This window comes from Microcoleus sp. Pol12B4, assembly GCF_036701385.1.
Lineage (GTDB): Bacteria > Cyanobacteriota > Cyanobacteriia > Cyanobacteriales > Microcoleaceae > Microcoleus.
The window spans coordinates 1-20378 of record NZ_JAUBQR010000020.1 but is presented as its reverse complement, the minus strand read 5'-3'; the positions used below and the strand labels follow the sequence as shown (position 1 = coordinate 20378).

At 45.1% G+C, this 20378-nt stretch carries 14 protein-coding genes; 6 read left to right on the top strand and 8 right to left on the bottom strand.

Annotated elements, in window-relative coordinates:
• Positions 1-41 precede the first annotated feature (41 nt).
• The 3 genes from QUA38_RS04920 to QUA38_RS04910 all read right to left on the bottom strand — a co-directional run bounded on the left by QUA38_RS04920 (position 42) and on the right by QUA38_RS04910 (position 3459).
• Positions 42-1997, bottom strand: a complete 1956-nt coding sequence (locus QUA38_RS04920) for an efflux RND transporter periplasmic adaptor subunit (RefSeq protein ID WP_445305029.1) — start codon at positions 1995-1997, stop codon at positions 42-44.
• A 193-nt stretch (positions 1998-2190) separates the two neighbouring features.
• Positions 2191-2388 carry a hypothetical protein gene (locus QUA38_RS04915; RefSeq protein WP_333159709.1) on the bottom strand — a complete coding sequence of 66 codons (198 nt, stop codon included), beginning with the start codon at positions 2386-2388 and terminating at the stop codon, positions 2191-2193.
• Positions 2389-2736: 348 nt separating this feature from the next.
• On the bottom strand, positions 2737-3459 hold the full coding sequence (locus tag QUA38_RS04910) for a DUF305 domain-containing protein (protein WP_333159707.1): 723 nt from the start codon (positions 3457-3459) through the stop codon (positions 2737-2739).
• A gap of 322 nt (positions 3460-3781) precedes the next feature.
• Here QUA38_RS04910 and QUA38_RS04905 point away from each other — a divergent pair, with 322 nt between their 5' ends.
• From QUA38_RS04905 to gloA, 4 genes are all read left to right on the top strand, one after another.
• The gene (locus QUA38_RS04905) at positions 3782-3976 is read left to right on the top strand and encodes a heavy-metal-associated domain-containing protein (RefSeq protein ID WP_333159705.1); all 195 of its coding nucleotides are present in this window, start codon (positions 3782-3784) and stop codon (positions 3974-3976) included.
• Between the two features lie 36 nt (positions 3977-4012).
• Positions 4013-6268: a heavy metal translocating P-type ATPase gene (locus QUA38_RS04900; RefSeq protein ID WP_333159704.1), complete on the top strand. Its 2256-nt coding sequence runs from the start codon at positions 4013-4015 to the stop codon at positions 6266-6268.
• A gap of 19 nt (positions 6269-6287) precedes the next feature.
• Complete coding sequence (locus QUA38_RS04895) at positions 6288-6800, top strand: cupredoxin domain-containing protein (RefSeq protein ID WP_333159702.1); 513 nt, start codon at positions 6288-6290, stop codon at positions 6798-6800.
• A 110-nt stretch (positions 6801-6910) separates the two neighbouring features.
• The gene (gene gloA / locus QUA38_RS04890) at positions 6911-7339 is read left to right on the top strand and encodes a lactoylglutathione lyase (protein ID WP_333159700.1); all 429 of its coding nucleotides are present in this window, start codon (positions 6911-6913) and stop codon (positions 7337-7339) included.
• Between the two features lie 112 nt (positions 7340-7451).
• On the opposite strand, the gene QUA38_RS04885 is transcribed toward gloA, so the two are convergent.
• From QUA38_RS04885 to QUA38_RS04875, 3 genes are all read right to left on the bottom strand, one after another.
• On the bottom strand, positions 7452-9221 hold the full coding sequence (locus tag QUA38_RS04885; RefSeq protein ID WP_333159698.1) for a hypothetical protein: 1770 nt from the start codon (positions 9219-9221) through the stop codon (positions 7452-7454).
• 276 nt (positions 9222-9497) lie between these two features.
• On the bottom strand, positions 9498-10469 hold the full coding sequence (locus QUA38_RS04880; RefSeq protein ID WP_333159696.1) for a DUF459 domain-containing protein: 972 nt from the start codon (positions 10467-10469) through the stop codon (positions 9498-9500).
• Between the two features lie 5 nt (positions 10470-10474).
• On the bottom strand, positions 10475-11890 hold the full coding sequence (locus QUA38_RS04875; protein ID WP_333159694.1) for an MBOAT family O-acyltransferase: 1416 nt from the start codon (positions 11888-11890) through the stop codon (positions 10475-10477).
• A gap of 275 nt (positions 11891-12165) precedes the next feature.
• Between QUA38_RS04875 and QUA38_RS04870 the strand changes: the two genes are divergently transcribed.
• Complete coding sequence (locus QUA38_RS04870; protein ID WP_333159692.1) at positions 12166-15117, top strand: AAA family ATPase; 2952 nt, start codon at positions 12166-12168, stop codon at positions 15115-15117.
• A gap of 217 nt (positions 15118-15334) precedes the next feature.
• Here QUA38_RS04870 and QUA38_RS04865 read toward each other — a convergent pair whose 3' ends face one another.
• Positions 15335-15565: a photosystem II protein, Psb35-related gene (locus QUA38_RS04865; RefSeq protein ID WP_333046753.1), complete on the bottom strand. Its 231-nt coding sequence runs from the start codon at positions 15563-15565 to the stop codon at positions 15335-15337.
• A gap of 585 nt (positions 15566-16150) precedes the next feature.
• Here QUA38_RS04865 and treS point away from each other — a divergent pair.
• A complete protein-coding gene (gene treS, locus QUA38_RS04860; RefSeq protein ID WP_333159690.1) occupies positions 16151-19519 on the top strand; it encodes a maltose alpha-D-glucosyltransferase in 3369 nt (1122 codons plus the stop codon).
• 610 nt (positions 19520-20129) lie between these two features.
• Here treS and QUA38_RS04855 read toward each other — a convergent pair.
• Positions 20130-20378: 2Fe-2S iron-sulfur cluster-binding protein (locus tag QUA38_RS04855; protein WP_333159689.1), on the bottom strand; the 249-nt coding region annotated here is incomplete at its 5' end.

Sequence of the window (20378 nt, the reverse complement as noted above, 5' to 3'; positions counted from 1 at the left end):
AAAACAGCTATCCGTGTATCCGTGACTTCCGTGTCGTGCTGTTAATTCAAACTCTTGACTTCGGCCTCTTGAGTTTTAACGTGATGGTTGTTATTTTGTAACAGCAATTCATCGTCCAAAGTCGATGTTGAGGCGGAAAAACCATTATTTGTAGCATAGTTTCCAGAATCCGCTGCTATTGCTGGCAATTTGCGCCGATTTCCCCACAACACGCCGGCTGTGAAAGTCAGGGATGCGATCGCAACTCCTCCTCCTATTCCCGCCCACCATAAAGACACGGGTAAATTATTAAAATTAACCTCTGTTACCTTTGGAGTTGCGTCTTTCTTTGCCTCGTCTTTTGAGGACTTGTTGTCGCCGCGCAAAGATTGTGCGTAAAGTTGAGGTGCTCGCTGCGTTACTATCAAATCTCCCTCGAATAAACCCCTCTTCACTTCAACTAAATCTCCCGCAGTTTGACCGAGTTCAATTTCAACCGCTTGATAAGCATTGCCATTTTGGACGTAAACGGTTTTTTTCCCGCTAACATCCACTACCGCCGCACTCGGAATTGCTAAAATATTTGTTGCAGTTTTGTCGGTTAAAATCTCCAACTCAGCAAACAGTCCGGGCTTTAATTCGCCGTTAATATTATCTACTTCTGCTTTTACCAGCACAACCCGCGTTTCTCCTGATACGGATGACCCAATGAAGGTGATTTTTCCCTTGAAAGCGCGATCGGGTAAATTAGCGACTTTTACCCTGACTTCCTGACCCTGTTTTACTTGATTCAGGTCTTTTTCGTAAATATTGGCTGTGGCAAAAACGCGGCTGTCATTTAACAGACTCATCAACAGTTTTTCAGCGTCTACTGACTCTCCTGGGGTGATTTCGCGATCGGCTACCGTGCCCGAAATCGGAGCAACTACGGTAACGAGTCCTCGATCGTTGGCAACAGTTCCTAATTGTTGGAGTCGCGCTTGATAGGCTGCGTCAGCCAAGCGAATCCGCGACTGAGCGACTTCGACGGCAGTTTTGCCACGTTTGACTTGGTTCTCGGCTTCTAGGACTTCCCGGCGGCTCTGAGCTCTGGTAAGTTGAGCTTTTGCATCTGCTACTCTGCCTTGAGATTCCCGCAATTCCCGCATCGGCAGGTCTACTTCGGCTTGTTTAATTTCGGTTTGGGCTTTGATAACTTCAGGACGGCTTTTTGCCTTAGCAAGAGTGGCTTGTGCTTCGGCTAAATGGGCTTGTGATTCCAGCATTGTACGCCGCGCGATCGCTCCTGATGCCGCTAATTCTTGGTCGCGATCGAACTGTTCTTTAGCAATAGTTAATTCTGTTTCTGCCCGCGCTATTTCGGCTTGCGCTATTTCAAATTGACGTTGATAGTTTTCTTTAGCAGCTTGCACAACTGAACGCTTGTTTACTAATTCTTGTTCTTGTTGGTACTGCTTAGTTCCCGCTGCCAATTGGGTTTGGGCTTGGGCGATTTCTGCTGCGGATACTTGAAGTTGGCGATCGTAATTTTCTCGTGCTAGTTTGAGATCGCCTTCCGCTTGCTGCAAATCTGCCTCAGCTTCGGCACGTTTCGAGAGAGATTCAACCCGCAATTGTCCTAATTCTGAACTCGATAAAACCGCAACCGATTGACCTTGTGATACTTTGTCGCCAGGCTTAACCAGCAACTCTACTACTTTCCCAGCAACAGGAGCAGTAACTTCTACTTTTTGGTTTGGTAAAGTTTCAATTTTTCCAGTGGTTTTGATGCCGATATCTAGTCGCTGAGGGGCAGCAGGGGAGACTTTAATTCCTAATCGTTTTGCTGTTTCGGCATCGACAGAAATAGCAGTAGGAGCTTGAGTTGTTTCTCCGCTATGGTGAAATTCATTTCCGTGGCCAGCGTGGGCAAAAACAGCGGCAGGAGAACTTAGCAAAATTAGGCTGAGCAAACTTCCCGAAAAGCTGCTAATAATTGCCGGAGATGGAGCATATTTGTAAAAAATCATCGTTGGCATTGTCCTTGAAATCAGGTTGAGTGCCACAGGTTTAGCAGTTGGTATTTTGCCAAGATAAGTAAGTAATACCCATTAAGTAAAGCTACTTATTAGCATTTTCCAAGAAGCGACCGCTAAGCAATGACCAAGAGCTAGAAATACTCTCCTCAACCTAGTATTTCACGGTCAAATGAAATTAGGATGAAATTTTGAATCAGCAGCCCAGATGCCCACCAGATTCTAAAATACGAAGATAAGTTTCGCCTAATGACAAGCGATTGTGCGGTAAATTTTTTTCCGGTTTTTTTATCTCTGCTTGCGCTTCAATTTCCTGTGTCAATGCGCTCACTAACTCATCTACGGCTGTATTTGATTTATAAGTGGTGTTTAATTCCAAGCTATTCAATATCATAAACTACCTTCTCTATTTATATAACTTTTTGCTGACCTATCTACTACTTTAGAGGTAGGGCTGAACAATTGTCTACAGTATTGTTACGTAACTTTCTACTACTTTAGAAGTAGGGTGGCTCAATTATCTACAGTATGTGTACGTACTCTCAGGAAACTGAGGTGGAGTCAGACCAATGCTGACAGCCACTGTCGAGCTACATTACTTTGTCTACCAAGGTTGTCGCCACTTTTTCATTTGCTCAAGTTCTTGCTTTGGTAAAGCAAGTATTTTCGGAACTCTTGAGCTACTGTGATTAATGTCACTCATTTTCGGGATTTGGGTCACGTTTTGTTGATGTGAGCTAAATTACTGTTTGTACCAAGCTTGCCGCCACTGTTTCATTTGCTCAATTTCTTGCTTTTGCGAAGTCAGAATTTCTTGAGACAATTTCTTCATTTCCGGGCGTTTTGACTTCTTCAAAGCATCTTCAGCCATCACTAAAGCTCCTTCGTGGTGAGGAATCATCGCATTAATAAATCGCAAGTCAAATTGGTCGTCAGCGGCCCCTAAATCCATGCTCATCATCATGCTTTGCATTTGTTCGGGAGTCATTGCCATCATGTGACCCATTGGAGCGTGATAAGCCATCGGGGTACTGCTGGCTTTGGGATACCAAGCTTTTCGCCACTCTTTCATTTGATTGATTTCGCGGTTTTGAGCAGCAATTATATCAGTGGCAAGTTTTTTCATTTCCGGGCGTTTGGATTGTTTAAGCACATCTTTTGCCATGTTTACAGCACCTTGATGATGTACTGTCATCCCATCAATAAACCGTAAATCGTAGTCGGCATCAGCAGGGCCTAAATCCATTGACATATCGTGATTCATGCCATGATTCATGCCATGATTCATGCCACCGCCTTGGGCCACGTTTTGCTTGTTGTTTGCTTCGGTTGCAGCCGTAACATTTGGGGCTTGAGCTTCGCTGGAAGGAGCTTTTGAACAAGCTGCAAGCACTCCGCTGGCTAAAGCGGCTGCGGCGGTCAATATCAGGGCTGCAAAGCCTGTTTTTAATGAAATTGGTTTCATAGATTTTATATCCTTAAAACTGCCATTTATTTTCAGTTTTTCATATATAAATGAAATTAGGATGAAATTTTTGCTGGGAACTTGTAAAGAATTATTGCTGTGCCGTCGATCGCACTCAAAGTTAAGATTTACAGAACTCACTTGAATCTAATTATGTAGGGTACACAGTGCGCGCCTTACCCCTATGGGTAGCGTGTCAAACCAGTTTTTTCATAATTCCTGATTTATTTTGCAATTCCCCTTGACTCTCCTGTTAACTGGAGACTTTACAATGGAGTTAATTCATTGATTGAGCAGAGTAGTTTCTGCTGAGGTTCAAATTATGACTTTACAGCTAAAAGTTCCTAAAATGGCTTGTTCTGCTTGTGCGACTACAATCGCAAAAGCAGTCCAAGCCATTGACTCAGCCTCAACGGTTGAGGCGGATCTCAAGACAAAATTGGTCACGATTCAAACCGCTAATTCAGAAAGTGAAGTTAGGAAAGCGATCGCATCGGCGGGCTATCCAACTATTTAAAGACAAAGGGTAAATGTCTCATTGAGGATGGCATATATGGACAATCTCACACTTAAATTGCGGGGCATGAGTTGTGCTTCTTGTGCTTCCTCTATCGAACAAGCAATTCAATCTGTTCCCGGCGTAATTGAGTGTCATGTCAATTTTGCGATGGAACAAGCAACCATCCAATACGACTCCCAGCAAACCGACTTAGACACAATTCAATCGGCGGTTGATGATGCGGGATACCAAGCTTTGCCACTTCCAGAAATGGCGGCGACAGAGGATGATTCCGAACAAGCCGATCGCAAATCTGAATCTCAAACCTTGCAGCGGAAACTCTGGACAGCAGGCATCATAAGCATCCTGCTAGTTGTGGGCGCTATTCCAGCGATGACCGGCTTGCACCTGCCATTTATTCCCGCATGGCTGCACAATTTTTGGCTGCAATTAGTCCTGACATCCCCCGTACAATTTTGGTGCGGCAAATCGTTTTATGTGGGAGCTTGGAAATCCCTAAAACGGCGTGTAGCGACAATGGATACTCTGATTGCCTTGGGTACAAGTGCTGCTTACTTTTATTCTGTATTTGTGACATTTTTCCCAGGTTTCTTGACAGCCCAAGGTTTGACTCCTAGCGTTTACTACGAAGTAGCAGCTAGCGTTATTGCCTTAATTTTGTTGGGGAAAACCCTAGAAAATCGGGCGAAGGGAGAGACTTCCGAAGCCATTCGGAAACTCATGGGTTTGCAAGCAAAAACTGCTCGGATAGTTCGCAACGGGGAAGAGTTGGAAGTGCCGATCGCCCAAGTGGAAATTGGCGATGTTGTGCAGGTGCGGCCGGGAGAGCAAATCCCCGTAGATGGAGAGGTAATTGAAGGCTCTTCCACTGTAGACGAAGCAATGGTTACGGGAGAAAGTTTGCCTGTCAAAAAGCAGCTTGGCGACGAAGTTATCGGAGCGACAATTAACAAAACAGGCAGCTTCAAGTTTCGGGCGACAAGAGTTGGCAAAGATACCTTTTTAGCTCAAATTGTCAAGATGGTGCAGGATGCACAGGGTTCAAAAGCACCAATTCAAAAGTTAGCCGACCAAGTGACGGGTTGGTTTGTTCCTGTAGTAATTTCCGTCGCTTTAGCTACTTTTATTGTCTGGTTTAACACGACGGGAAACTTCACTCTAGCGACCGTGACAATGGTGGGAGTATTGATTATTGCTTGTCCCTGCGCTTTGGGTTTAGCGACTCCGACTGCTGTGATGGTTGGCACTGGTAAAGGTGCAGAAAACGGAATTTTAATTAAAGGAGCCGATAGTTTAGAATTGGCTCACAAAATCCAAATTATCGTGTTAGATAAAACTGGAACTCTTACCGAAGGTAAGCCGACTGTAACTGATTTTGTGACAATTAAAGGAACGGCGAACAGCAATGAGTTAAAATTGCTGCAATTGGCGGCGTCGGTCGAGCACAATTCGGAGCATCCTTTGGGGGAAGCTGTTGTTAGATACGCTCAATCTCAAGAGGTAAATTTGAGGGATGTTAAGGATTTTGAGGCGATCGCAGGGAGTGGCGTGCGCGGGGTTGTAGGCGGGAAGTCGATCGCCCTGGGAACGCTGAGGTGGATGCAGGAACTAGGCTGCGATACTGAATATCTGGAACTGCGCGGGAGAGCTTTGGAAGCTGCGAGCAAAACGGTTGTTTGGATGGCTGTAGAAGGCAAAATAGAGGCAATTCTGGGCATTGCGGATGCTCTCAAACCGTCGTCAGCGCAGGCGGTGAAAGCACTTCAAAAACTCGGTTTGGAGGTGGCGATGCTGACGGGGGATAATCGCGCGACTGCGGAGTCGATCGCCCAATCCGTAGGCATTACTCGTGTTTTTGCCGAAGTTAGACCCGATCAAAAAGCAGCTCAAATCCAAGCCCTGCAACGGGGAGGAAAAATTGTCGCGATGGTGGGAGACGGGATTAACGATGCACCGGCTTTGGCCGCTTCAGACGTGGGAATTGCGATCGGCACCGGCACAGATGTGGCGATCGCAGCCAGCGACATTACCTTAATTTCAGGAGATTTGCAAGGCATAGTTACAGCAATTAAACTTTCCCGCGCCACCATGCGGAACATCCGCGAAAATTTGTTTTTTGCGTTTATTTACAACATCGCTGGAATACCGATCGCGGCAGGCATTTTGTACCCCATTTTTGGCTGGCTGCTAAATCCAATTATCGCCGGTGCAGCAATGGCTTTCAGTTCAGTCTCTGTACTTACTAATGCTTTGCGATTGCGGAATTTTCAAGCCAAATCTAGTGCATAAATTTGGAGGAATTAGAAAAATGCTACACCATCGTCAAATTTGGGGAAGTCTCGCGAGTTTAGGACTTGTGATGGGAATTGCATCGGGAGTTCAAGCTTCTAAAATGTCCGTCCAGCATTCTACTTCAACGACTCAATTCCGCAGTATTGAACAGCCACTAGGTTTAAAAGTTGGCGTCACAATAGGTGGTTTGACATTAATTGGTTTGGAATTGTGGTGGTTTTTGTTCAGTAAAGCTAAAGGGCAGCAAGCTGAATCTATTCAGGGGATACAAGAGTTGACTATTACTGTAGACGGGGGTTATGAGCCTGCCACTGTAGTGGTGGAAGCGGGTCAATTAGTCCGGCTCAATTTCTTGAGGCGCGACCCCAATAGTTGTCTTGAAAAAGTGTTGTTACCAGATTTCCACATAGTGCGAGAATTACCTCTCAATCAGGTAACGGCTGTTGAATTTACCCCTAAAAAACCTGGGCGATACCTATTTACGTGTGGCATGAATATGTTTCGGGGTGTGGTGGAAGTACAAAGCTAAATCAAATAGATAGTTATCAACCTGCGGCAACTGCGACGGTTGAGGCGCGAGTTTTTTCAGCAAGAAATCGCTAAAATAGATGAAAGCTTAAGAAATTTGGAGTGAGCTAAATGCAACTACTACACACGATGCTCCGAGTCGGCAACCTGGAAGAGTCCCTCAAATTTTACACGGAGGTTCTGGGCATGAAATTGCTGCGGCAAAAGGACTATCCAGACGGTAAATTTACTCTGGCTTTTGTGGGCTACGGCGACGAATCAGACACTACAGTTTTGGAATTAACATACAACTGGGGCGTCGAACAGTACAATTTAGGGGATGCTTACGGTCATATTGCGATCGGCGTTGACGACATTTACGGTACTTGCGAAGAAATTAAAGCTCGCGGCGGTAAAGTTAGTCGCGAACCCGGCCCGATGAAGCACGGTTCAACAGTCATCGCTTTTGTGGAAGACCCAGATGGATATAAAGTTGAATTAATTCAACTGGAAAATCAAGGTAGCAACACCCAGAAAGTAAGTGCGGCGACCGCATCTTAGAGTTCGTCCTCCTAGTCCTGGTAGGGTGCGTCAGAAACAAACTTTTTGAGTTAGGTTGAAACTCTTTCTCTGACGCACCCTACTGAGGGGATTTAGGAAGTTTTCAACATTTTTAATGCGATCGCACCGACGGTACAAACTGCTGCAAGTAACTCTTTTGCCACAAAATAGCAAAACTGCTGCCTATTTGACTTAAACTATCAAATTTAGGAATTAATTTAGATTCTCGGCGTTGGTCTAAAGCACCGAGCGCCGAAAAGAATACAGCTAATACTAACAAAAATACCACCATCACACTAAAAAAAATAGTCCAATAAACTAGAAATTCGCTTTGGTAGCTGACGGTGGATATCGAGTTAATTACTACATCAGATAAATATAAAAGCAGCCCTACTGAAAACCACACCCCGAATAATACCCACGTCCACTTAAACATATCTGTTGCAGTCTTGTTATTTTTGGACACAGAAAGTTCTAACTCTCTAATTTTGCTGTTAATATTTGAAGTGATTTCATACAAAGTATACTGCAAAGCATCTCTGATATAATTGAGTTCATTGTCTAGGTTGATGCACTGCTCGGAGGTGTTTTTGTCTAAGCTCAGGTTTTTGAGTTGTTTGCGATGGGCCGCCAGTTTATTGTCGAGGGTGTAATCCCATTTTTCTAGCCGCTCTATAGTCAAATACAAAAGTTCCCTATTAGCATCTAACAAACTCTGGCAATATATGATTGATTTAACTAACTTGCTGAGATTGTTGATATGCTCGTCTAGAGTATTTTGGTATTTATTTTGTTTAGATGACAAGAAACTTGCGAGTTCGACATCCCGATCGCCGCACAGCGACAAAGCCTGACTATACATCTCGTCAATTTCCCTTTTACCTCGATACAGTGACGCTTTGTACTCCTCAATCTCGGGAATAGTCAGACATTCTAAGGGCTGATATTTTACATTAAATTTATATACGATCGCTGTCATAATCTGCGCCGCTTTTCGGTCTAGCTTGTCTTTGTACGGTTCTAAAATAATAGCAGCTAGATTTTTTACTCTCGCTTCCGGGTGGTGCAGGAAGTCAAAAATTTTGGCAAGTATTTTGGAGAATTCCCAGTCATTAAAATTATTTTCGGCAACTTCCAAAAAGTTTGTTACCGCTGCATCGTTTTCGGCACTCAATTTGTACGGACACGTAACTGCGATCGCAGCAAATACTCGCTCGATCCAAAACAGATATTCTTCACAATCCATTGACAGCCTGGGCAGCAGCCAGCTCGGCCCGTACACCCAAAAATCGAGACAATTCTCATATTCCTTACTGCTGTCATTTCTGCTGCTGTCGCCCAAAGCAAATTTGTTGCTTGTTAACACTTTAATTTGCTCTTCTACAACCCGCCGCTCAATTTCCTCTGCATTGATTGTGATATTGACAGCACCTTCCTTGCCTTGCCCTGCTTCATCCAAGCAAATTGACTTAATACTAACAGCCGCAGACCAGCGAATTAAAGGAGTCGATCCCCCTCGCGCTTCCACTTCTAACGCCGCCAGCAGATTTTTGCTAAAATCAGTGGCTCTAGCCGCTCTCTCACTTGATATCAGCCCCTCTCGCCTCTTCCCAAATGCCTGAATTGCCAAAGCGCGAAACAGCAAATTCGGATGTGGTTTTCTGAGCGATTCCGGTATATTGGCCCTTAATATTCCGCTGTTCTGTACGCCCAAAACTTCAGCAAAAGGCTCGATCCCGCAATGTTGCAAAATTCGTTCAACTGTGTTTACTCTTTGCCAAGGTTGAGTATATTTAGTGAGAGCGATGATTAGTGCTGTACCACTGCATTCCATTGGCTCAGGGATGCTAGGGCGATCGAGTTTCCACATATTGCTCGTCATAATTTGTCCCCAGGACAATTATTAGATATGGACGCCGTTGTTTGATGCTAAATTCAGCATTACATTTACTGCTGCTTTTTGTCAATATTAGTCCTGGAGGCATAGGGAGTTATCAACCCCGTTGCACCAGTAAATTTCTCCTGACTAAACTCCAGATTTTTCTTATAAACCGGGTTTAGCAAGGCAAAGGCGCGCCCCGAACTAAATATATAATTTTGCAGTAATCGGTGAAATGTCAAAATTTTAGGTTGCGTCACGAAACCCAACCTACTATAGTCATTTCTTTGTCGGAAGTTTTAATATTTTGTCCCTCACCATTTGGTCAACAATTAAGTCGCTGATAATTTGAGCTCCGTGGGAGGTAAAGTGCAATCCGTCATTATTTTTTACATAGCCTCGTTTCCCCGATTTATTGGCAACTACAGGAACAAGTTTTCCTGCTTGTCCAAATGTCTCCCAAGTAGAAATAAATTCTATTTTGGATGAAGATTTGCTGGCATTCTTATAAATCTCGTTCATGATGGGAAAAGCTTTGAGATAAAAAGACTTCTTAGGTATGGATTGACCGATCCAATACACTTTTCTCACGGATGACGAATCGAGTAACTTGGCGTATCTTTCAACTCTTTCTTGATAAGCTTTTTGCCATTCTTTCGTCATAACAACCCGGGCTTTTCCTTGAACATCAATAATATTCTGAGGATCATTTGCTCCGAACAAAACTATCACTACATCCGGCTGGTAATTATTAATAACTTGGCGAGTTCTGGCATACCAGTCATAATAATCTATCCGATTTAATCCCGTCGAGACTTTGTAGTCAATTTTTGTATCGGCGATATTGTATTTTTTCTTAAGAGTGTACTGGAGTTGAATTCCTAAGTCGAACATTACGGAATCTCCAATAAATAAAAATCTGCGATAAGGTCTGGTCAGTTTAGGTTTAGCTGGGGTTTCTTTTTTAGCAGTAGCAGGCTTTGGGGGTTCAACGGCCGCTTTTGTTTCGGTTTTTACAGGAGGAAGTTCTGGTTCTTTGGGGAGGCTCTCGAAGTTAATATCTTTCATTTTGCTCCAAAAATCTTGTTCTGATTTTCGGAAGCCGTCTATTTCTATTTGGCGCGCGGCTTGTTTAATTTCTGCACTGGCGAAAGGAGTTGAAGCAAAGCTTTTGAGAAATAATGATAAGTTTGAAAATATTAAAGTGAGAATTACAGAAGTAACAATCAGCAAAATTTCCCGGTCTTTCATATTTCTTAGAAATTAAAGTAAATAAAAGGCGGAACGGTACTCGGCCCCAACATCAAGATAGTATACACGAGCAGTGAAACTAAGACAACCCGAAAGAAAATGTTTTTTAATGACAAGACGGTTTGCAATACTTTCGCGATGCGATCGCCCCACAAGTTAATCGCGCCGATGACTGCAATTACTAAATACAATTGCCAAAAGTTAAATTGAAAAGTTGCGACTGCAGGATGGACAATTCCTTCAAAAAAACTCACCGCAGTTTCCCAGTTGGGAGTGCCGAAAAATACCCAACTACAAGTAACAAAACTAAATGTTAACAACCAACTGCAAAATTTGGCAAATCTGGGAAACGCATAGTCTAATTTAAAGTGGATAGCTTGGGGGATATCTTTACATAAATGGTTGACAATTAATCCTAAACCGTGAATTGCTCCCCAGAAAATAAAGTTTAAACCTGCGCCGTGCCAAAATCCACCGATCGCCATTGTTAAAAATAGATTTAGATACTTCCTCAACTTGCCGTATTTGTTACCGCCCAAGGGAAAGTAAACGTAATCCCTCAGCCACTCGGAAAGACTGATGTGCCACCTTTTCCAAAATTCTTGCAGACTGAGCGATCGGTATGGCATATTAAAGTTGGCAATGGGTTTAAAACCCAGCAAACACGAGATGCCGTTGGCTAAATCCGAATAGCCGCTGAAATCTACATAAATTAAACAGGAATAGGAAATTGCCGCGAGGATTAAATCGATGCTGCTGTACTGCTGGGGTACTTTGAATGGCAAGTCAGTGAAGTTAAACAAAAAGCTCGATAAAGTATATTTTTTGAAGAGTCCAGACAAAATCAAAACTATAACTTCTTCAATCTGATAGTCGTATTTTTTTCGTGAATTTAGCTGCAAATAAAATTCGCGAGCTCGCGAGATTGGCCCCGAGGCAATTTGCGGAAAGTAGGTAATGTAGGCGGCATAGTCTATAAATTTTGGACAGGGTATTTTTTGCTGGTAGCAGTCGATTAAATGAGAAATTATTCTAAAAGTATAGAAAGACACGCCGACGGGGGCGATTATTTGCAAAACTGGAAAGTTGGCTGGAATTTGTAGCTGGTTCAGTACCTCAAATAAGGAAGTTACAAAGAAGTTGCAATATTTAAAGATTCCGAGATAGGCAATGTTGGAAATTAGGCCGGAGATTAAAGCAATTTTTTTATAATTACTGTTACAGAGAACCCGGAGAATGATATAGTTAGAGGCTGTAGAGAAAATGAGGAGCAAGAGAAAGTCAAAGCTCCAAAAGGAATAAAATAATAAACTAGAAGCTAACAAGACAATTTTATACAAATTGACTTGGGGTTTCACAGAGACTATCGCGCTAAAAATAATTAGGAAAAAAACTAGAAATTGGTAAGTGGGAAATAGCATAAGTCTCAGCCGATAAAAAATCTTGTTTCTGGCAATATTTTTATAAGTACGACCAGCGAAACTATCCCGAATGGAATCGCCAGAGTCGGTCTGACCTCACCAAATTTCGGGGTGGATTGCGGACTGTAAGCTTTTGTAAGAGGCCAATTATGCCACAACTTCCGCCCTAGTTAACCGCACTCATAAATTCATAATCCTGTTTAAAGATTATGATGGTTGTGAGACGATGTATTAACGGATAACAACAGGAATCCCCTTGATTGCGAGGAACCAACGTGCAGCCAACAGACCCTAGCAAATTTACAGATCAAGCCTGGGAAGCCATTGTCAAATCCCAGGATGTCGCCCGCCGCTTTGCCAATCAGCAGCTAGAGGTTGAACATTTAGCCATCGCCCTTCTCGAACAGCAAGGCCAAGCCAACAGCATTCTCAGCAAAGCTGGAGTCGATGCCCCTCGCTTGGCCCAGCAGTTAGATGCTTTTGCCAAACGACAGCCCAGAGTTGCCAACGCTGACCAACTATACCTCGGTCGCGGCTTAGAAGTGATGTTAGATGTTGCCGAGGCCACCAGGGCGACTTGGCAAGATAATTTTATCGCCGTTGAACATTTATTAATTGGCTTAGTAGAAGACGAACGAGTCGGCCGCAGGTTGCTGACAAAAGGCGACGGCCCGCCGGGCCGTCCCGGTTACGATCGCAAACCCCCAGCCGGTACGATCGATCGACCAAAACTCGAAGAAGCAATCAAATTAGTCCGCGCCACTGCTAAAACCCAAGAAAAAAATTCCGAAACGGGGAAAGGCAGCCGCAGCAGCGCTAAAGCCCAAGATCAAGATGGCGAAGCTAACTCCGACGCCCTCAGCAAGTACGGCCGCGATTTGACAGAAGCCGCCAAAGCCGGCAAACTCGACCCAGTAATCGGCCGCGACGAGGAAATCCGCCGCGTGGTACAAGTTCTTTCCCGCCGCCAAAAAAACAATCCGGTGTTAATTGGCGATCCCGGAGTCGGAAAAACTGCGATCGCCGAAGGTTTAGCCCAGCGGATTGTCAACGGCGACGTACCGGAATCTTTGAAAAATCGCCAGCTATTTAGCCTCGACATGGGCAGTTTAATTGCTGGGGCAAAATTCCGGGGCGAATTTGAAGAACGGTTGCGATCTGTATTGCGGGAAGTCATCGATTCCGACGGGCAAATTGTCCTATTTATTGACGAATTGCACACCGTTGTCGGCACTGGCGGCGGTGGCAGTTCCGGTTCGGGAATGGATGCGGGAAATTTGTTAAAACCAATGTTGGCCAGAGGCGAATTGCGCTGCATCGGCGCTACAACTCTCGACGAATTCCGCAAGAATATTGAAAAAGATCCTGCCTTGGAACGCCGCTTTCAACAAGTATTTGTCGGCGAACCGAGCGTTGAAGATACTGTTTCGATTTTGCGCGGATTGAAAGACCGTTACGAACGCCACCACGGGGTAAAAATTACTGATTCGGCCCTGGTAGCTGCTGCAACTCTGTCTTTTCGCTATATTTCCGATCGATTTTTGCCGGACAAGGCGATCGACCTGGTAGATGAAGCGGCCGCCCACTTGAAAATGGAGATTACTTCTAAACCTGTGGAATTGGAAGGCATTGACCGCCGGGTGATGCAGTTGGAAATGGAAAAATTGTCGATCGAAGGCGAAGGAAAAGGCGCTCTAGCCCCTGGGCTAGGCTTCCGCGTCGAACGCATCACATCGGAGATTGACATTTTAAAAGTCAAGCAGGAAAAATTGTCCTCTCAGTGGTTGGGCGAAAAGCAGTTGTTGGATGCAATCAATAAATTGAAAGCAGAAGAAGACCAACTGCGAGTGCAAATCGAACAAGCAGAAAGGGCTTACGATTTGAATAAGGCCGCACAGTTAAAGTACGGCAAGTTGGAAACTGCGGTGCGCGATCGCGAAGCGAAAGAAGCGGAACTTTTGAAACAGCAAGCTCAAGGTTCTTCCCTGCTGCGGGAAAAAGTTACTGAGGGCGATATTGCGGAAATTGTCGCCAAATGGACGGGCATTCCCGTTAACCGATTGTTAGAATCCGAACGCCAAAAATTGCTGCAATTGGAAAAACACTTGCACCAAAAAGTTATCGGTCAAGAGGAAGCTGTAACAGCCGTGGCAGCGGCAATTCGGCGCGCTAGGGCGGGCATGAAAGACCCTGGCCGACCGATCGGCTCTTTCTTGTTTATGGGCCCGACAGGCGTCGGAAAAACTGAGTTAGCGCGGGCGTTGGCGGAGTTTTTGTTTGACAGCGATGATGCGATCGTCCGCATCGATATGTCGGAATACATGGAGAAACACAGCGTTTCCCGGTTGGTAGGAGCTCCCCCCGGATATGTCGGTTACGATGAAGGGGGACAACTTTCGGAAGCAGTGCGGAGACAGCCTTATTCGGTAGTGCTGTTTGACGAAGTGGAAAAAGCGCACCCGGACGTATTTAACATTTTGCTGCAAGTGTTGGATGACGGCAGAATTACCGATTCTCAAGGTCGAGTGGTTGACTTTAGAAATACCGTAATTGTGATGACTAGCAATATCGGCAGCGACCACATTTTAGACGTGTTTACTAAGAAGGAAAAAACCGTCAAAAAACCTGCTAGTCGGAAGCAGGAAACGAAAGATTTGTCCAGTCAAAAGACAGATTATAAAGTGGCTGCCGATGGTACTGTCGAGGTGTCGGCCCAGCGAGTTGATGTTGATAGTGTAACTAAGAGTGAAAACAAGACTGAAAACAAGAGTGAAAATGAAAATTTATTGACTCAAGACCGGGAGACAGACCAAGAGTACGAACAGATGTTAAAACGGGTGATGACAGCGCTGCGATCGCACTTCCGGCCCGAATTTCTCAATCGGGTGGACGAGATAATTTTGTTCCACACTTTGAGCAAGGTCGAACTGCGGCAAATAGTCAGTATCCAAGTGAAGCGGATCGAGCGTTTGTTGGCCGAGCAAAAAATCACTTTGGAACTCTCCGATGCGGCGAAAAACCATATCACAGATGTCGGTTACGACCCGGTTTACGGCGCTCGTCCCTTGAAACGCGCCATCCAGCGGGAGCTGGAAAACCCGCTGGCTAACAAGATTCTGGAAAATGCGTTTGTGGAGGGAGATACAATTGCGATCGACTGTGAAAATAACTCTTTGCAATTTCGCAAAAAAGAGTCTCGCCCAGCGCTGACAGGTAAGAGTTTGTAGTTGCCGAATAGTTAGGAACAGGCAAGATGCCTGTTCCACAAACAATCAATTTTCTAGTGGAACAGGCATCCTGCCTGTTATTAAAAATTAGGGACAGGCAAGATGCCTGTTCCACAAACAATCAATTCTCTTGTGGAACAGGCATCCTGCCTGTTATTGAAAATTAGGAACCGGCATCTTGCCTGTTATTGAAAATGGTGAAACCTGTTACTTGATATCAAGAATTCGAGATGGTGCGGCTGCCGTAAGCATCCATGCTGTAGGCGGGAACGCGAACGCTGTAATCCATCTCTGTTGCTGTGATTGCTACAGCCAATTTTTCAAAAGATTCATCGTTCCAATTCCGCTCGTGGATAGGCTTTGACTGTTCGCCCAGGAAATATGCTTGAGTGCCAATTACTGAGGCTGCGACCCAACCGACGATTAAAAGAGCGATTACAATAGCCATATTTGCTTTTTCCTTAATTTTTGTTGCTTTATGTAAACTAATGTAACGAAAATTAGCAATCAACGTCAAGGTACTGTACTGTCGTGGCAACCGTCCGCCAGGTAGTAAATACCGCACCTAATCCTGAGTCTGTAGGGTGTGCTTAGTGTCAACAAGGGCTCGCTCCCCCCTAGCCCCCCTTAATAAGGGCGGGACAAGAGTGTTCTCAAAGTCCCATCAAGAGTGATTTAGGGGGATCTAGACTGGACTAGCAGCGAGAGATTCAGAGGGGTTTCAGGCTTAAGTTGACACGCCTTGGTAGGGTGTGCACCGCGGATCGGTCTTTCGGGTGTGCACCGCGCATATGTATCGGAATTATGAACTGTATCCGAAATAGCAAAACAGCTTGTTGAGATTTTATAGTTAAGAAATTATAAGTTTTGCGTTAATAAATTACGATTAAAAGTCTGCCGCTGGCATGAGGAATAGCGGCTAAATTATGAGTTATGATTTATCGGTTTGGATGGGAACTAACAAATCCCAATTACCAAATTTTAAGTACAAATTACCAATTACCAATCATCGCTACAAATCATGCCAAACTCAATGTTAAATGACGACCCCTTGTGGTTCAAAGACGCAATTATTTACGAAGTACCAGTTCGGGCTTTTGCCGACAGCAATGCAGACGGCATCGGCGACTTTAGAGGACTGACTGAAAAACTGGATTACCTGCAAAACTTGGGAGTAACAGCAATTTGGGTACTGCCATTTTTTCCCTCGCCGCTGCGAGACGACGGCTACGATACATCTCACTATACTACCGTCAACCCGATTTACGGCACATTAGAGGATTTTAAAGACCTTTTAGAAGCAGCGCACGAGCGGGGAATTCGAGTCATTATTGAGTTAATTGTCAACCACACTTCCGATCAGCACGCTTGGTTTCAGCGAGCGCGCCGCGCCCCGAAAGGAAGTAACGAAAGAGATTTTTATGTGTGGAACGACACGCCGGAAAAATATCAAGATGCTCGGATTATTTTCAAAGATTTTGAAACCTCTAATTGGGCTTGGGATGCCGTAGCAAAAGCTTATTACTGGCACCGTTTTTATTCCCACCAACCCGATTTGAATTACGACAATCCGGCCGTGCGCCAAGCCATCTTAGATGTGGTAGATTTCTGGTTGGCACTGGGAGTAGACGGACTGCGGATGGATGCCGTGCCTTACCTGTACGAGCGCGAAGGTACTAACTGCGAAAACCTGCCAGAAACTCACCAATTCCTGAAGCAATTGCGGCAGCACGTAGATGAAAAATTCCCGAACCGGATGCTGCTGGCTGAGGCGAATCAGTGGCCGGAGGATGCAGTTCAATATTACGCTGCCGGCGATGAATGTCACATGAACTTTCATTTTCCGCTGATGCCACGTTTATTTATGGCTTTGTATATGGAAGATAGCTTCCCAATTAGCGATATTCTCCAGCAAACTCCGCCGATTCCCAATAACTGTCAGTGGGCATTATTTTTGCGGAATCATGACGAATTGACGCTGGAAATGGTGAGTGATGAAGACCGAGATTATATGTATCGGGTTTACGCTCAAGACACTCAGGCGAGAATTAATTTGGGCATCCGCCGCCGCTTGGCTCCTTTGATGGGAAATAACCGCCGCCGCATCGAGTTGATGAATGCTTTGCTGCTGTCTCTTCCGGGTACGCCGGTGCTTTACTACGGCGATGAAATTGGCATGGGAGACAATATCTATTTGGGCGATCGCAACGGGGTGAGAACTCCGATGCAGTGGAGTGGCGATCGCAATGCCGGTTTCAGCCGTGCGAACCCGCAGCGGCTTTACGCGCCGCCCATTGTTGACCCTGAATATCACTACGAATCTGTTAACGTGGACGCGCAGCGGGCGAATCCGAGTTCTCTGTGGTGGTGGATGAAACGCCTGATTGCAATTAGGCAGCGCTTCCAAGCATTCGGCCGCGGAACTTGCGAGTTTCTGTACCCGGAAAACCGCAAAGTTTTAGCTTTTGTACGCACTTATCAAGACGAACACATCCTCGTAGTGGCTAATTTGTCACGCTTCGTCCAGACGGCAGAATTAGACCTTGCGCCCTTTAAAGGTGCTGTTCCGGTGGAGATTTTCGGCCGTACGGAGTTTCCTGCCGTTGGCGAAGATCCTTACTTTTTGTGCTTGAGTCCTCACACGTTTTACTGGTTTACTCTTACTGTTAAAAATGAAGATTTGGTGCTGCACGGCGTTCCCACAGACTTGCCTACTTTGGCGGTGATAGGTAATTGGAAAACTGCTTTTGCTACAAGTCAGTTAAGCGATATGCTGCTTAATATTTTGCCGGGATACCTGCGGCGCAATCGCTGGTTTAGCGGTACCGATCGGACAATTCAATCATTAGAAATAAGTGAGATTGTACCGATTGAATGTAAAGATAGTGCGGGGGAGCAATCTCAAGTTTACATTCTGTTTTTGCAGTTGAATTATACTGAAGGTATGCCGGAAACTTACGTTTTGCCTTTAGGGTGGGAAGAGATGAAAGGCGATGTGGACGATCGGGCGATCGCGCGCCTCCACTTCCCAGAAACCAACAAGGAAGTCGGGGTACTATTTGACGCTGCCGGGGACAAAGGTTTTCTGAGCGCGCTGCTGGGGGCGATCGCCAATTCTCGCAGTTACAGAGGTGCTGCAGGTCAACTGCTAGGAATTGCCGACAGTTCATTCAACTCAGAACAAGATTTATCGCAGCTCGACCCTCACCTGTTCAAAAAAGAACAAAGCAATACATCCGCAGGTTACGGCGACCGCTTCGTCCTGAAAATATTGCGAAAAATCGAGGAAGGAATCAACCCCGAATTAGAAATCGGACGCTTTTTAACAGAGCGCAACTCGATCCAACACTACGCTCCAATTGCCGGAGCATTGGAATATCACACACCAGCAAAACAAGCCCTTACCGTCGGAATACTGCAAAAATTAATCCCCGACAGCATAGACGCTTGGTCTTATACATTAGACACACTGCGCGACTATTTCGAGCAAGTAATGACCGTAGAAGCAAAGCATTCCGGCGAGAATTTATCTACTGCCCCCGAAAATTATTTACCGAGCGCTTTGACCGGACAAATGCAGCGGAACTCAAACTCGCTAGTAGCGGATTTATCCCTAGAAATTCCCGCCTTAGCTCGCGAACTCATCGGCTCTTACTTAGCATCAGCCGAACTTTTAGGTCAGCGGACAGCCGAACTTCACCTCGCTTTAGCTGCTGACACAGAAAATCCCGCTTTTGCCCCAGAAAGCTTCACCTCCTTTTACCAGCGTTCCATCTATCAACACATGAGAAATCTGGCAGGAAGAACTTTGCTGGAGCTAAAAAAACGGCTGTCCAAACTGCCACCAGAAATACAAAAATCGGCGCAAAAGCTCCTCAACCGTGAAGATTTGCTCATGGAACGTTTCAAGTCTATTCTGAACTTGAGAATCACTGCCGATAGAATTCGCTGTCACGGAGACTTTCATTTCGGGCAAGTTCTTTATACAGGCAAAGACTTCGTAATTATTGATTTCGGAGGAGAACGCGATCGACCCTTAAACGAGCGGCGGATGAAGAGGTCGCCCCTGCGAGATGTTGCGGGAATGCTGCAATCTATAAGTTACGCTGTTACTTTGGCACTCCGCAATGAAGTAGAAAGTGGGATGATTCGCCCGGAAAATCTCCCGGAGATGCAGCAGTGGGCGAACGTTTGGCACCGCTGGGTCAGCCTCACTTTTCTTAACAGCTATTTGCTAACAGCAGCCGATGCGAATTTCTTGCCCAAATCTATACCGGAACTACAAGTTTTGTTGGATGCTTACATTTTGGAAAAAGCGGTTGGCGAGCTAGCCTACGAACTTAATTACCGCTTAGATTGGGCGGAAATTCCGTTGAAGCGGATTCTACAGTTGCTAAATTAATCAGGAGGGGTTTATCTATACTCGTTAGGGTGCGTGGCTTTCTAGCCACTAAAGTTGCAGCCAGATACTGGAGAGTCACACACCTTACATCACACGAAATCTGGTTCAACAACCATTTCCAGTGGCGAATATTAGGTAGAAGTTACAACTGATTCACGTATCTTTGAGATCGCTTTGAGAATTTCTTCTCGATTCTTACCTGATTGTATCCATTTTGGAAGTCTAGAGAACAGACTCTGATTAGACCAGCCATGAAGTTCATGAGGTTTTCGTTCCCTCAGCTTTGCCCGAACAAAGGCCTCAATAAATTCTAAATGTCGAAGATTGTAAGCCCAAAGCGTCTGACCGCAACAGGAAGTTTGAAGCCATAGAGGATAGTGGAAGTAGTTATCCAGTGCCTCACTATACCAGCTTTCAATCTTCTGTTCAGACCAATCTTTTGAGGAACCACAAGCTGTACAGGAAAATCTCCGAGGAGCAAAGCTATCGACCTTATCAGGATCTATACAACGCACGATCGCACATGAACCACAAAAAGGGCATCTCACCAGAAATTCATCCTGGAATGAGTAGATTGTTTCACGAGTATCTTTGAATCGCTCCATACTTATTACTTAAAATAAAGAGCTGTTTGATACAAAACTTGTTCTTGATGAGTTAACAAAGTACAATCAGAAAGCGGGTAAGCCACACAAGTAACAGCGTAGCCAGCTTCCAATTCTGACGGCTTCAAAAACTTTTGTTCGCTTTGGTCGATTTCACCGCTCAGCAGTTTGACAACGCAAGCAGAACACTCTCCTTGCTTGCATCCGTTCGGCAAGCGGATACCGGCATCTTCTGCCATATCTAAGATATACTG

Bases quoted from the DNA above. Each gene is read 5' to 3' on its own strand.
- QUA38_RS04885 (WP_333159698.1), bottom strand. From the start codon at position 9,221: ATGACGAGCAATATGTGGAAACTCGATCGCCCTAGCATCCCTGAGCCA.
- QUA38_RS04865 (WP_333046753.1), bottom strand. From the start codon at position 15,565: ATGGCTATTGTAATCGCTCTTTTAATCGTCGGTTGGGTCGCAGCCTCA.
- QUA38_RS04900 (WP_333159704.1), top strand. From the start codon at position 4,013: ATGGACAATCTCACACTTAAATTGCGGGGCATGAGTTGTGCTTCTTGT.
- gloA (WP_333159700.1), top strand. From the start codon at position 6,911: ATGCAACTACTACACACGATGCTCCGAGTCGGCAACCTGGAAGAGTCC.
- QUA38_RS04895 (WP_333159702.1), top strand. From the start codon at position 6,288: ATGCTACACCATCGTCAAATTTGGGGAAGTCTCGCGAGTTTAGGACTT.
- treS (WP_333159690.1), top strand. From the start codon at position 16,151: ATGTTAAATGACGACCCCTTGTGGTTCAAAGACGCAATTATTTACGAA.
- QUA38_RS04905 (WP_333159705.1), top strand. From the start codon at position 3,782: ATGACTTTACAGCTAAAAGTTCCTAAAATGGCTTGTTCTGCTTGTGCG.
- QUA38_RS04915 (WP_333159709.1), bottom strand. From the start codon at position 2,388: ATGATATTGAATAGCTTGGAATTAAACACCACTTATAAATCAAATACA.
- QUA38_RS04880 (WP_333159696.1), bottom strand. From the start codon at position 10,469: ATGAAAGACCGGGAAATTTTGCTGATTGTTACTTCTGTAATTCTCACT.
- QUA38_RS04910 (WP_333159707.1), bottom strand. From the start codon at position 3,459: ATGAAACCAATTTCATTAAAAACAGGCTTTGCAGCCCTGATATTGACC.
- QUA38_RS04875 (WP_333159694.1), bottom strand. From the start codon at position 11,890: ATGCTATTTCCCACTTACCAATTTCTAGTTTTTTTCCTAATTATTTTT.
- QUA38_RS04920 (WP_445305029.1), bottom strand. From the start codon at position 1,997: ATGCCAACGATGATTTTTTACAAATATGCTCCATCTCCGGCAATTATT.